Origin of the sequence: Mucilaginibacter limnophilus (genome assembly GCF_004005815.1) — a bacterium.
Classification (GTDB): Bacteria; Bacteroidota; Bacteroidia; order Sphingobacteriales; family Sphingobacteriaceae; genus Mucilaginibacter; species Mucilaginibacter limnophilus.
This window is the reverse complement of sequence record NZ_SACK01000001.1, coordinates 584073-598160: the sequence shown is the minus strand read 5'-3', so window position 1 is coordinate 598160 and position 14088 is coordinate 584073. Positions and strand designations below refer to the sequence as shown.

The 14088-nt window shown below is 43.6% G+C and carries 8 protein-coding genes; all 8 read right to left on the bottom strand.

Annotated features, from left to right (window positions below):
• Window positions 1-2 precede the first annotated feature (2 nt).
• On the bottom strand, window positions 3-2129 hold the full coding sequence (gene ccoN / locus EOD41_RS02580) for a cytochrome-c oxidase, cbb3-type subunit I (RefSeq protein ID WP_127703208.1): 2127 nt from the start codon (window positions 2127-2129) through the stop codon (window positions 3-5).
• An 86-nt stretch (window positions 2130-2215) separates the two neighbouring features.
• Complete coding sequence (gene ccoS, locus EOD41_RS02575) at window positions 2216-2371, bottom strand: cbb3-type cytochrome oxidase assembly protein CcoS (RefSeq protein WP_127703207.1); 156 nt, start codon at window positions 2369-2371, stop codon at window positions 2216-2218.
• On the bottom strand, window positions 2368-4752 hold the full coding sequence (locus tag EOD41_RS02570; protein ID WP_127703206.1) for a heavy metal translocating P-type ATPase: 2385 nt from the start codon (window positions 4750-4752) through the stop codon (window positions 2368-2370). The genes ccoS and EOD41_RS02570 overlap by 4 nt, the downstream gene beginning before the upstream one ends.
• A 267-nt stretch (window positions 4753-5019) precedes the next feature.
• A complete protein-coding gene (locus EOD41_RS02565) occupies window positions 5020-7230 on the bottom strand; it encodes an alpha-galactosidase (protein WP_127703205.1) in 2211 nt (736 codons plus the stop codon).
• A 10-nt stretch (window positions 7231-7240) separates the two neighbouring features.
• Window positions 7241-9568, bottom strand: a complete 2328-nt coding sequence (locus EOD41_RS02560; protein ID WP_127703204.1) for a glycoside hydrolase family 95 protein — start codon at window positions 9566-9568, stop codon at window positions 7241-7243.
• A 44-nt stretch (window positions 9569-9612) separates the two neighbouring features.
• On the bottom strand, window positions 9613-11565 hold the full coding sequence (locus EOD41_RS02555; protein WP_127703203.1) for an SGNH/GDSL hydrolase family protein: 1953 nt from the start codon (window positions 11563-11565) through the stop codon (window positions 9613-9615).
• A gap of 42 nt (window positions 11566-11607) precedes the next feature.
• On the bottom strand, window positions 11608-12819 hold the full coding sequence (locus EOD41_RS02550) for a DUF4998 domain-containing protein (RefSeq protein ID WP_127703202.1): 1212 nt from the start codon (window positions 12817-12819) through the stop codon (window positions 11608-11610).
• 21 nt (window positions 12820-12840) lie between these two features.
• Window positions 12841-14064, bottom strand: a complete 1224-nt coding sequence (locus EOD41_RS02545; RefSeq protein WP_127703201.1) for a DUF5000 domain-containing lipoprotein — start codon at window positions 14062-14064, stop codon at window positions 12841-12843.
• Window positions 14065-14088 lie beyond the last annotated feature (24 nt).

The window sequence follows — 14088 nt, the reverse complement described above, 5'->3', positions numbered from 1 at the left end:
TATTATTTATTTGCGGTTTTATTTGTTTTAATATCTGTACCCAGGCGTTGCAGGTAGGCAATTATGGCTACTATCTCTTTATCACTTTTTACTTTGATTTTATCCTTAGCCAGATTTTCGGCGATGCCTTGCGCCTGTTTGTCAAGGTCGGCATTGGCCTGACTTTCGTAACCTGCCGTATATGGCACGCCAAGACTGCGCATGGCGTTTATTTTAGATGCCGTAGTAGCAGTATCCAGTTTTTGATCAATCAGCCAGCTATATTCGGGCATGATACTTCCCGGCGACATCAGCCTTGGGTCGAGCAGGTGATTATAGTGCCATGCGTTGCTGTATTTACCACCTTCGCGTGCCAGATCGGGCCCGGTACGTTTTGAGCCCCACAGGAACGGGTGGTCGTACACAAACTCGCCTGCCTTGCTGTACTCGCCGTAGCGCTCAGTTTCCGAGCGGAACGGCCTCACCGTTTGCGAGTGGCAGTTAACGCACCCTTCGCGGATGTAAATATCACGGCCGTGAAGCTCAAGCGGTGTGTATGGTTTTACACTGGCTATAGTGGCCACGTTTGATGATATGGTGAACGTTGGTATCAACTCAATGATACTGCCTATCAGAATTACTACCAGCGACAGTACCATCAATTGTATCGGGCGGCGCTCGATAACCCTGTGCCATATATCGCCTTTATGTTTAACGTAAGTTGGTTCAAGCGGCATGGCTTCGGCAGCTTCTGATGCAACCAGTTTGCCTTTTGCCATAGTTTTGGCAAGGTTCCAGGCCATTACAATTACACCGGCAAGGTAAAGTGTACCGCCAATTGACCGCATTACATACATTGGTAAAATACGGCTGATAGATTCAAGAAAGTTTGGATATTTCAGCAAACCTTCAGGCGTAAACTCTTTAAGCATTAAGCCTTGTGTAAAGCCAGCCCAGTACAATGGTACCGCGTAGAATAGTACGCCAAGGGTACCAATCCAAAAGTGAAATGAGGCGGCTTTTTTTGAGTAAAGCTCGGTTTTGTATATGCGCGGTATCAGCCAGTACAGTATGGCGAAGGTTAAAAAACCGTTCCAGCCCAAGGCGCCTACGTGTACGTGCGCTACAATCCAGTCGGTAAAGTGGCCTATAGCGTTTACTTGTTTTAATGAAAGCATAGGCCCTTCAAAGGTTGCCATACCGTAGGCAGTTAAACCAACCACCATAAATTTCAGCGTAACATCATCACGAACTTTATCCCACGCGCCGCGAAGGGTTAGTAAACCGTTTATCATACCACCCCAGCTTGGCGCTATCAGCATAATGGAAAATGCCACACCTAATGACTGTGCCCAGGCAGGCAGCGTGGTGTACAACAAGTGGTGAGGACCGGCCCAGATATAAATAAATATCAGTGCCCAAAAGTGCAGGATACTCAGTTTGTATGAGTAGATGGGCCTGTTGGCCATTTTAGGCAGAAAGTAATACATCATGCCCAGGTAAGGTGTGGTAAGGAAAAACGCCACGGCGTTGTGTCCGTACCACCATTGCACAAGGGCGTCCTGTACCCCGGCAAACAGGTAATAACTTTTCCAGCCTGATATAGGCAGTTCGAATGAGTTAACAATATGCAGCACCGCAATGGTAACAAACGTGGCTATGTAGAACCAGATGGCTACGTACAGGTGTCTTTCCCGGCGTTTAATAATGGTGCCGAACATATTGATACCAAACACTACCCATATCAACGTTATAGCGATGTCTATTGGCCATTCAAGCTCGGCATACTCGTGCGAGGTAGTTAAACCTAAAGGCAGCGTTATTGCTGCCGCGACAATGATAAGCTGCCATCCCCAAAAGTGGATTTTGCTTAATACATCGCTAAACATACGCGCTTTAAGCAGGCGTTGCAGCGAGTAGTAAACGCCCATAAAAATAGCGTTGCCCACAAACGCGAATATCACCGCATTGGTGTGAAGCGGGCGTATGCGGCCAAATGTGGTGTACTGGTTACCCATGTTCATACCGGGCTTAAACAGCTGCAAGGCCACCAGCAGCCCTACCGTCATGCCTACAATACCCCACACAATGGTGGCAATACCGAAGTTTCGGACGATTTTGTTATCGTAGTAAAATTTTTCTGGTTGCATAAATTAATCAGGATTTGAATGATGTAAAATTATTTCGGTTGACATTGCTATGACATGATACTTGTTGGTTGAAAAGATGACCTTCGTCATTTTTCCTTTGGTTCATCATCGTCAAGCAGTATGCGTACCGATGGTGTGTACAGGTCATCGTGCTGGCCCTGTCTTTGCGCCCAGAAGAACGCGCACAAAAACCCAAGAGCGAGTAGTATGCTGCATCCTATTAAAAAGAAAATAATACTCATGATAATTTGCGTCTGCGTGCCGCCACGTGTGTGGCAATGCTGGTGAATGATATAATGGTAGCCGTACTTAGCGGCATTAATATGGCCGCGATAAGCGGCGATAATTTGCCCGTAAACGCGAATGATAAACCGATAAGGTTATAGGTAAGTGATATGAAGAACGACATATAAATCACCTTAACGGTATCTTTAGAAAAGCTTAAAAACGCAGGCAGCTTGCTAAGCGAACGCCCGTCTAAAATAGCGTCGCTGCCTGGCGAAAAATTGTTCACATTATCAGTTACGGCTACGCCGAGGTCACTTTGTTTTAGCGCACCGGCATCATTAAGGCCATCCCCCATCATCATTACTTTTTTACCGGTCAGCTGCTGTATCCGTATAAAATCGAGCTTTTGCTGTGGCGACTGGTTGAAGTGCATGGTATTCGCGCTGAAGAATTGTTTCAGGGCGTCACGCTCCTTATCATTATCACCCGATAGCAGGAATAGCTGATATTTTTTATCTTTCAATGCCGTCACCTCATTCAACCCATCACGATAAGCGTTCTGAAAACGGAAAGCGCCAACGTATGCCCCATCAATAACGATATGTACCGAAGCGCCGCTTTCACCTGTTGTGGCTACGCCCGTAAAAGCCGCGCTGCCAATTAGTAACCTGTGCGCGTTAACTTTAGCCGATATACCCTTGCCCGGTATTTCCTCATAACTATCAAAAGGCAGTTTTCCGCTGCCACCCAGGTGCTTGCATATACGCCTGCTCATGGGGTGCGATGAATTGATGCAGGCTGTGTACACCATGCGCTGCTGCATTTTGCTTAGAACCGGTACGCCGGCTACGTCGATATCGCCAGTGGTGATGGTACCTGTTTTATCAAGCACAAGGGTATCAATACGTGCAAGTTGTTCTACCACGGCGGTGTTCTTAAGATAGAAGCGGTTACGGTCAAACACCCCTAACGCTGCCGACATGGTAAACGGCGTGCTCAGCGCCAGCGCGCACGGGCAGGCTACTATAAGTACGGCGGTGAACGCTGATAAACCCCGCTGCCAGTCGATAGGTAACCAGAACAACAGTGAACCGAATGCGATAACAAGCAGCACCACGCTAAAGTGCTTGCTTACCTTCTCGTTAAAGGTTTGCATGCGGTTCTGTTTTTGGCGTGTAAAGGCCTCGTTGTTCCACAATTGGGTTAGGTAGCTTTGCGAAACAGGTTTGATTACTTCCAGTTCGAGCGCGCCGCCTGTTTGCCGGCCGCCGGCATAAATAACCTCGCCCAGCACTTTCTCCACAGGGGCGGCTTCGCCGGTAACAAAGCTAAAATCAACCAGCGCGTTACCTTTTAACAGGATAGCATCCGCAGGAATGATTTCGTTATGGCGAATAAGAATGCGATTACCGGTGCTAATCTCGGCCAGGGGCACAGGCTTTTCCCTTTCCCCGTCCAATACCTGCACCGCCACCGGAAAAAACGACCGGTAATCGCGCTCAAATGATATATGGTAATATGTTTTACGCTGAACAAACTTGCCTACCAGCAGGAAGAATACCAGTCCGCAAAGTGTATCGGCAAAGCCGGGACCGGCGTTGGTGACAATCTCGATAACCGTACGCAAAAACAGCACAGCTATACCCAAAGCCAGCGGAAAATCGATATTAAGAATTCTGTTTTTTAGATTATTGTAGGCCGAAGTAAAATATTCCCACCCGCTGTAAAACGTCACGGGGATAGAGAACAGGATATTCAATATGCCGAACAAACGGGCGAAATCCTTTTCGTATTCAGACAAGCCCAGGTATTCGGGAAAACTCAGCAGCATTACGTTACCGAAACAAAACCCAGCTACGGCAATCTTTTTTACCAGATTATCCTTACCCCCTTTTACCTGTTGTTTTATAACATCTTGTAAGCTGATTAACGGCTCGTATCCGATATCGTATAGCAACTCTACTACTTCTCTCAGGCTGATTTTGGATGTATCAAAACGGATGTTTATCTGTTTCTTAAGGAAATCAATCCGACTGTAATAAATGGCAGGATTAAGGCGGTTGAGCTGCTCCAACAGCCAGATACACGAGCTGCAATGGATATGCGGAATATAAAAGGTAGCGATGGTGATGCTGCCATCGGTATAGTCAACCAAATCGCTAATTATTTTTGGCTCGTCGAGGTACTCAAAACGACCGTCAAGTTTGGCACGGTTAGCACCCGGATGCTGGTTGTAGCTATAATAATTACACAACCCGTTTTGCGATAATATGCGGTACACACCCCCGCAGCCCGCACAGCAAAAATTCTTATCGTCAAATACCAGAGGAGTATCGTCAAACTCTTCACCGCAATGGTAACAGGTGGTATCGAGAGAAATATCAGCAGCTATCATGCTGCTAAATTCCTGCTAAATGTCAGAGTAAAGAATGACGGATATTGGATAGAAAAGTGACGTTGGTCACTTTTAAGTCTTTCTGTATTTCGCTTCTTTCAACTGTCCGTCGTTCAACAAATAAAAGCAGCAGGCTTTAGGTTGGAAAGCTAAAGGCACGGAGTTAATTGATGCCATTCTTACAGGTATATTAATTAACAGTTTATAAACAACAAGCAGGCACCTGATTGGTGCCTGCTTTATATAAAATAAAACTAAACTAATACATCAATTTGCTTCTTCCAACTGCAATACAACACTTGTTCTGCCACTGTTCACATCCGGGTTAAAGCCAACATTCATAAGAAAATCACCTGAGTAAACAGCATTTGCATTGATTGTTGATTTAGTTTCGGGATATAAATTGATCTCTTTTATACGGTACTTTTTATCCGGATCAAGACCCTTTAATTTAATCGGGGCCTTACTGCTTTCACCATACCGGCTATTAACCAGGTAATTAAATATTACACCTGATGTTTTTTTATCGTTAATATAAGCCATAGAAGCTATTGAACCATCACGCGGATTTAGTAACCGGTACTGGTCTCCATGCCATATAACATCTTTTACTGAATTATAATTTTTGATGGCTTCCTGGCAAAACTTCAGGTCATTTTCTGGCAGCTTACTTACCACGATATCAAAGCCAAGTTTACCCATCATGGCAACATCTGTACGGAATTTAATCGGCTGTTTACCCCAGTCAGTAACGTGGTTTGATGAACTTATTGCAGGGTAAAAGTATGAATACTCCCATTGGATGAATATCCGCTCTAACGGATCGGTATTATCACTTGGCCAAAACTCGGTAAAGTATTGGAGGGCGCCATAATCAACCCGGCCGCCGCCACCCGAGCATAACATCATGGGCACTGTTGGGTATTTAGCCCGTATGCGCTGAAGAACCTTGTAAAGCCCGCGCATATATTCGATATAAAAATGCGATTGATTTTTAAGATACGATGAATGTGCATTGTAAATTACCGCATTACAATCCCATTTGATGTAAGCCAGCTTCGGATTTTTAGTGAACAATCCGTCAACCACACCATATACAAAGTCCTGAACTTTTGGATTGGCGAGGTCTAACACCAGCTGATTGCGGAAATAATACTCATTCCTGCCCGGTTGTTTAAGCACCCAATCAGGATGCTTTTCATATAGTTCGCTTTTCGGATTAACCATTTCAGGTTCAATCCATATTCCGAATTTAACACCGTTTGCATCTGCTTCCTTTATTAAGGAACCTATGCCGTTCGGCAGCTTTGTACGATTTTCCTGCCAGTCGCCTAAACCAGCTACATCACCATTACGCGGGTGCTTATTGGCAAACCAACCATCATCCAGCAAAAACATATCTACCCCCAGCTTTTTGGTATCACGAATAAGTTCTGCAAGTTTTTTTTCGTCAAAATCAAAATAAGTAGCTTCCCAGTTATTTAACAGCGTTAACCTGCTTCCCTTGCCGTCAAGCAATTTATGTTCTCGTGCCCATCGTTGCAATTTACGGCTTGCATCGCCCTTTCCTTTGTCTGAAAAAGTATAAAGAAATGCAGGGGTTGTAAACGTTTCACCTGATTTAAGCGTGTAAGCCGAAGCATAATTATTTATACCAGCAATGATCCGCAGGTTGTTCTGGTAATCTAATTCTAAATCAATTTTAAAATTGCCGCTGTATTCCAGCGCTCCATACAATACATTACCCTCGTCCTCGGCGGCAGGCTTATCAAGCGAGATCATAAAAACCGACGGCTGAAACAGGTTTGCACGGGTACCCAACTTTGAATCAAGTGTTTTTATGCCATGTGTAAGTTTGCTTTCCTCAGGCTGCATCTCCCGCGCCCAATCGCCGTGGTATTGATTTAACCAGTAAGAACCGGCTTTCAGGTGCAGATTGGCCGATGCATATTTATGCAGTGTAACCGTCCCTTTTTCGGTATGCCTTATCTCGCTCCACTGTTCAACAACATCCTCTTTAAAGTAAGATTTATAATAAAGGGTAACCTCAAAATTATAAACAGGATCTTTCAACAGAACACTCAATAACGACACATCGTCACTCAGCTTTGTTTCTTTATGACTTACATAACGCAGGTCGAGCGAATTGTTACCGTCGGCATGGGTAACAGAAATGGCAGGTTCAACCAGGTTGCGCGACCCTGAAGGCGTATAAACAGAATTTAAAAGACCCGTATAATCATCGCTTTGCTTGTATGCCTTACTAACAAGTTTGTATTCGTTTACATCAGCCAGCTTCTTTCCAAAGAATATAATGCTCAGATCTTTCTCATTATTAGCTTCCAGTACAAGCGCGTTATTTTGTGTTTGAACGGGAATAATGGTTTGAGCAAAAGATTGTTGTGTTAACGTTCCTTGTACGAATAACAGTACCGCAGCACCTATCAGACCCTTAATTGCTATCTTATTAAATTTCATTACTTCCCGCTTATATTTTCTTTGACACAATTTCTTTTACCGTACCGTTTATTTTGATCTTTATTTTTTTTGGCGTTGCCGAGCTAACCGTATAGCTCACTATTTTCCCATTTTTCCAGCTGAAATTAACAGTAAAGTTACCCCTCGCTTTTAATCCTTTTACGTCACCATGCTCTTTCCAAACATCAGGGATTGATGGGATGAACTCGATGTAGCCGTCATGGCTTTGTATCAGCATTTCGGCAATACCGGCGGTGGCGCCAAAGTTACCGTCAATCTGAAACGGTGGGCCTGCAGACAGTAAATTAGGATAGACACCACCGCCTGCACCATAATTAATGTCAGTTTTTAATGTAGGTTTCAACAGTTCACGCAGTAATTTGAAGGCGCGGTTGCCATCCTGAAGCCGTGCCCAAAACAGCAGCTTATAAGCAATACTCCAGCTTGGGCCATCATCACCACGAACATTAAGCGATTTTTTTGCAGCTTCGGCTAAAGCCGGGGTTTGATTGGTTGTAATCAATGTAGCGGGATAAACACCGTATAAATGTGAAATGTGACGGTGCTGCGGATCTGTTTCCTTGTAATCCTGCAGCCATTCCATAATCCTTCCGTCTTTTGACACCTGCCCTACCGGCGGCAGTTGTTTTAATTTGGCTTCAAGCATTTTCCTGAACGCGGCATCCTTATTCAATACTTTGCTTGCGGTAATTACATTTGTAAAAAGTTCTCGTACTATCTGGTTATCAATAGTTGGCCCCATTGATATACTGGCGCTTTTTCCATTTGGCAAGTAAAAGCTGTTTTCGGGTGATACCGAAGGTGACGTAACCAGCCAGCCATGCTCCGGCTCTTTAACTAATGCGCTGTTGTAAAACTGCGCAGAGCCTTTAAGTATCGGGTAAATACTTTCCAGATATTTCTTGTCGCCTGTAAAAGCGTAGTGATCCCACAAGTTATTGCAAAGCCAGCCCGAACCCGCGTTTGACGCTCCCCACGAAGCGCTTTCACCAGGCTCGGTAAAGCCCCAAACGTTTGTGATTACGTGTGCTATCCATCCATCAGCATTGTAATAAGCCTTCGCGGTTTTTTCCCCGTTTTTAACCATACCGCGAACCAGTTCGGCAATGGGCAGATTTAGTTCTGAAAGATTAGAGACCTCTACCGGCCATTGGTTCATCTGGATGTTCACATCCAAATGATAATCGCCGTTCCATGGCGTGTTTATCTGGTTTGCCCAAAGTCCTTGCAGGTTTGGCGGTAACAAGCCAACCCGTGTGCTGCTGATACTCAGGTATCTTCCATACTGGTAAAATAGTGCCGGTAACGATTTATCAGCCTGAGGGTTGTTATAATAAAGATTCAAACGTTTATCAGTCGTAAGCTTACTGTTCTCACCTTCGCCCAAATCAACACTTACCCTTGAAAAAAGCTTTTGAAACAAACGGATATGCTGCTGCTTTTGCACATCATAACTCTTGTTAACTGCCGCGCTTAAGTTTTTAGCCAATTTGCTTTCAAAATTTTGATCCTTAAAATCGGTACCTGCGGATATGTATATCAGTATCTCGTTTGCTTTACTTGTTTTGATAGCTTTGTCTGTAGCTTCCTGACTACCGCCTTTGATAACGGCCTTTACCCTTGCAAGGTAACGCATTCCTTTACCATCGATACCGTTATCAAGCTGCCCGCTCATTACCAATTCACCATTCTGAGTTTTCGTATCATATCTTTCCGGGCGGTTAATTGTTAGTTTACAGTTTAACATTCCCGGTTTATCAGCAGTTATCCTGATAACATCAACATCATCGCCAAAACTGGTAAAGTACTCTTTGCGATAAGTAACACCATTTATTGTGTATGAACTATTAGCTATAGCTGTATTCAGCGACAGTTGGCGGGTGTAATTTTGTGGCTCTTCTTTTCCTTCGTAATCAAATTGCAGTTGAAGTTCACCCAACACCTGAAATTTACCGTACTGCGCACCACCCGAGCCCGGGCCTTTACATACAAACTCTTTATTCACCAATTCCTGCGCCTCGTCGTTTTTTCCTTCCATTATCAGCTTCCGTATCTGCGGAAGTACTTTATAGGCGTTGTAATTATTTGCGTCCTGGGGACTGCCTGACCATAAGGTGATATCGTTAAGTGTTATTTTTTCGGTTGATACTCCCCCATCGGGCGTCATTCCCAGTCGGCCGTTGCCCAACGGTAAGGTTTCTTCCCACATACCGGCCGGCTTATCATACCATAGTTTCAACTCCTGCTTTTGCGCGAATAAAGCTTGTGTAAAGCTTCCGGCAAGTAAAAGAGCTGCAATAATTCGTTTCGTTATCATAGGTTTAATCAATATATATGCATATTCAAATCAGCTCACTAAGCTTAATTATCATTTATAAAAAAGTTAACTATACGGCATGCGTTACCCTTGCTGTTGGCATTTTTCTTATCTGATATGGTAAGCGTTAACGTGTGGCTCCCTTTTTTTAAATCACCCTGAAACAGTAGATAATTAGGCAAATGCAGCCAGCTGCTGTATTCTGTGTAAAGGTCTATCTCTTTTACCGGGCCATTATCAATTGAGTAAGAGATAACACCTGCATCGCCGCCTGATACCACTGCCATACCAACAGCTGTTCCGCTAAACGGAAGTGTAAGCTTACTGCCCGTCCTTTCGGCAACTAGCATAGGCACATTTACAAAACCTTCGCGTGTTGACAAATTATCCGAAGGTTTCCAGTTTGGAAAGTACACCCAGCCTGTACCGGCTTTAGCATTTCGAATATTGTAATAGCGCCCTTTAGTAAAGCTGAAGGTGTTCAACAGTTGGGGTAATTTCGCTTTTACAATATTCTGAGGCGGTTTGATTTCAAAAACATAGTGAAACAGGCTTTTGATTGTAGCAAAATACAATTCCTGGCCAAACGGCGACGGGTGGATATCCTTAAAATCGTCGTTCCATGAAAATTCATTGTTCCTGATCTTATCGGCTACTTCTTTCGCCAGATTGATTGATGGCAGATTGTAGTGGGCGGCAATCAGTTCATGATTGGCAATTTCAGTTGGCACCTTTCCTTTGTTATAATCATCAGTTTTGTAAGGGTCAGCAAAAGACATCATGATAATATCCATTGCCGGATTACTCTTTCTGGCATGACTAACGATCCCTTCCAGCGCACGTATTTGTATAAGGCTGTCTGTTTTATTCACTTTATCATTTACCGCAGCTTCAAGGAACATCAGGTCGACCTTACCAGAATCAAGCAAATCCTGCTGCAGGCGAAACGCATGCGGCAAACTACCCAGTGAAGGTATAGCGGCTCTGATAAAACGGAATTTCGTATCCGGGAAACGTTCGCTTAAGTAACGGCAAACTTTTTCGCGCCAGCCCGGATTGTATGTGATAGAGCCGCCCACAAAACCTACTGTAACCTGCTTTTTTTGTGTGATTATTTTATAAGCGTTGGGTATGCCACCTCTGATGTTTATGTAGTTTTTGTAACTAAGCGGTGCGTTTACCGGATATGAATTCTGATAAATAAAATCTGCTATTACTGCCGGTTTTTTTATAGGCACATGATGACCCTGCATTTCCTGCGGACCATCGGTAACCGGATAAACAGTAACCGGCCCGCCTAATGCCATATATTTCTGAACAAGCGGAAATGTATTTTCAGACGAAGGCACCAGTTTATCATCATAACCAACTAAATGAAAAATAGGTACTTTAAATGATGCAAGACCCTCAAGATTGTCTATCGGGTTGTCGTTGTATTGCAGCAGTTGCGTTTCATTTAAGTGATATGCGTTTTGCAGTTTAATCCACTCATCTTTATCGCCCGGGCTTTTTCCTTTCCCGCCCGGCCAGCTTTTAAAATCACACACAGGCGTTTCAGCGTAAATGCAGCTAACCTTGTCGGGATTTCGCTTAGCCCATGCATAAGCATACAGACCCCCACGGCTAATCGCCTCTAAGGCTGCCCTGGTTGCAAAACCTTGTTTTTTTATAAGGTAAGTATAAAACTGATCCCAAACCTGCATGGCATACGGGCTGCCAAACTGATCATCTACACTAACATATGCTACATAAAATCCCCTTACAAGCAGCAGGCTGTCTATATCGGTATGCCAGTCCGGAAATGAAGCCCGCCATACCCACGGATTGCCCTGAAGCGGCTTACGGGGTTTAACATAATAAGCCTTATGTCCGCTTATGCTGATATTTATTCGTTCAAAGCCTTTCCATAAATCTGCCTGCCCGGCTGCAGGAGCCTGAGCATGCAGTTGAAGTACTGTACTGCAAAAAAGTAAGGATGTAATTAAGCCTCGTAACATCAAATTTTATTATCGGGCGAAGCCATGGCTTCGCCCTTTATATTATAATTTATTCCAAAGAGTAAGTTCGCTTATGTTACTATTTACTGTGTTTCCGTTGGCGGTATGTTTTACGCGGATACGGATATAGCGCACAGGCGGCGGATTGCTGATAAGGTTGAACTTATATGGTGCGCTTCCGTCGTCATTTCTGGTTATGTCGGCTAAAAGCGTCCAGCCGTTTGCTATCATTTCATCTTTCCAGCCAGCGTTGTTGCCCGGTAATGATGTATGCGAACTGTTGATATCGGCTATGCCCCAAACTTCAAACTGGTCAGGATTATGGCAGCAGTCGCGGCCTGTTTCTTCCATTTTACCTAAACCGTTGTAAACCTGTCCCAAATCAAAAGTAAAGAAATGCGGCATGTCAACCGAGTTGGTATGAAAGATGTTAGGATAGCTTTGCGGGCCAATACTCCCATCCCACAATTTTTCAAAACTGGTACCGAAATCAGCATACACTTCATTAGGTAATGACATTGACCGGAACAGTGATTTATCGATTGCATAATATGGGTCAATTTGCGCAAAAGACGAATACTCAGGTACAAAAAACGTATCAATAGATTGCCTGCCAGGGATATATGACGACCTGTAATTAATGGCGGTTTCGGCTTTATAATCGGTTATAACAAGCGTGTTGCTGCCTGCAGGCAAATTTTTCTCAACTATATTACCCTGTTGATTAGTGTACCTGACGGTTGTACCTACGTTAGTAACATTAATGGTATCGGGTGAAATAAAATACAGAGTTAACACTCCATTTTTGTCGATGCTGTATGGATTGGTAACATCGTAGTTTCTGTTTGACAAGCTTTTAGTAAACAGATCACCATAAACCTTTACATTGTTTACCTCTTTAGGGATTGACTTGTTTCCATCTTTATCAAAAGCATAAATGGTAAAACTGTACACATACTCCTGCAAACCGCTTACAATTGTTTTTATGGTATCCTGCTTTTCGGTGATGTTCACTACCTGCGAATCTGCCTTGTTATTCCAATACACTACATATTTGGTGATACTTGGATCAGGACTGGAGGGCCACTTAAGTTCGGCACGCAGGTGACCCGATGTAAATGAAACATCACTCACGGCGCCTGGATAAACAATTTCATGTCCGTCAAAAAAATCGCGGAACTTGGTTTCTGATTTTTTACAGCTATATATGGCGATGGTTAAAAGGCCGAGTACTATGAATTTAATATTTTTCATGTTCAAACTATTAAGGATGAATTATTCTGGCCTGCCATAAACAGACATTTCAATAATGTGTGCAGCGTCTGAATTACCCCAGGTGGTTTGTACCGAAATGCGTAAAAACTGTACAGAAGGTGCATTAAACGGCACGTTAAAATTAACACCTGCATTTACAAACGCTTCGTCGGCCGCGGTGGTTGATCCCGGTGGATTACCTGACGGCGGATCAGGAAAGTGATAGTTACCCATATTTACCCAATCACCTATTACAGTTCCCTCAGGTGCCAGTAATGGAAGAACAGCATCGCCCGGATGTGCAGCGTTTGATCCCCACAATGAGAAATCTTTTGGGTTACCCAAGCCATAAGTGTACTGGCCGGTTCTTTCCCATATTATAAAACGGCTTAGTTTATAGGTTTTACCTATACCAAATGTACAAATATAGGGCGGCCTGTTACCTGAGGCGGTGTGCCATCCATCGCCACCTGTATTCCCGTTCCATAAATTTGGTAGTACCCAGCCAAAGCCAATAGGCGTATCCGAGTTTAAGTTATAAACGCTGAATTTACCTTTGTCGGCCATTTCTTCATACAAAGGCGTTAGGGTATTCTTTATGGTATCAGAAATATTGCCCCACCTGTCGGTAACATATATTCCGAAATCCCTGCTGGCATTGGCAAAGCCACGAACCGAATAGTTGATAGTGTCAGCCTTTGTAAAGAACTGGTCCTGTACTTCCATCCTGTTGGTTGAATTATCATATGCAAGCAAAATTAAACCGATTTCTTTTTTAAGCGGATTTAATCCCTGTACATTGATACCGCCAAAATCTTCAGAAATTGCAACAGTGGGTTTTACCAATTGGTAAACAGGTGTTTTTGGGTGCACGATTACCTCAACCGGGTCAGACATCACGTTGGCGCGGGTAACCGTATAAAGTGTTACACTATACTCTTTTGATGCCGCAAATCCTTCCACTGTAATGGTATCTTTATAATAGGATGCCTTGGTTTCCCTTGATACATTATCATTTATTTTGTACTTGGCTAACACGTAAAGAATGTTTTCTGAATTTGGAAGATCGTAAGTGATGTATGATCCGCCGTTAAAATCATCAACCTTAACATTGGTAACTACTCCGGGCTTGGTTTTATCACCCGAAATAGGTTCATTATACCCTTTGTTTTCTTTACAGGATATTATCGTCATCATTAACAATGCTATCAGCAGTGTTAACTTAGCGTATTTAATTTTTTTCATAATTAACTATTTAATTATTTATGC

Excerpts from the sequence above, each read along its gene's own strand:
- ccoS (WP_127703207.1), bottom strand. The coding sequence starts at position 2,371 with ATGAGTATTATTTTCTTTTTAATAGGATGCAGCATACTACTCGCTCTT.
- EOD41_RS02560 (WP_127703204.1), bottom strand. The coding sequence starts at position 9,568 with ATGATAACGAAACGAATTATTGCAGCTCTTTTACTTGCCGGAAGCTTT.
- EOD41_RS02570 (WP_127703206.1), bottom strand. The coding sequence starts at position 4,752 with ATGATAGCTGCTGATATTTCTCTCGATACCACCTGTTACCATTGCGGT.
- EOD41_RS02565 (WP_127703205.1), bottom strand. The coding sequence starts at position 7,230 with ATGAAATTTAATAAGATAGCAATTAAGGGTCTGATAGGTGCTGCGGTA.
- EOD41_RS02550 (WP_127703202.1), bottom strand. The coding sequence starts at position 12,819 with ATGAAAAATATTAAATTCATAGTACTCGGCCTTTTAACCATCGCCATA.
- ccoN (WP_127703208.1), bottom strand. The coding sequence starts at position 2,129 with ATGCAACCAGAAAAATTTTACTACGATAACAAAATCGTCCGAAACTTC.
- EOD41_RS02545 (WP_127703201.1), bottom strand. The coding sequence starts at position 14,064 with ATGAAAAAAATTAAATACGCTAAGTTAACACTGCTGATAGCATTGTTA.
- EOD41_RS02555 (WP_127703203.1), bottom strand. The coding sequence starts at position 11,565 with ATGTTACGAGGCTTAATTACATCCTTACTTTTTTGCAGTACAGTACTT.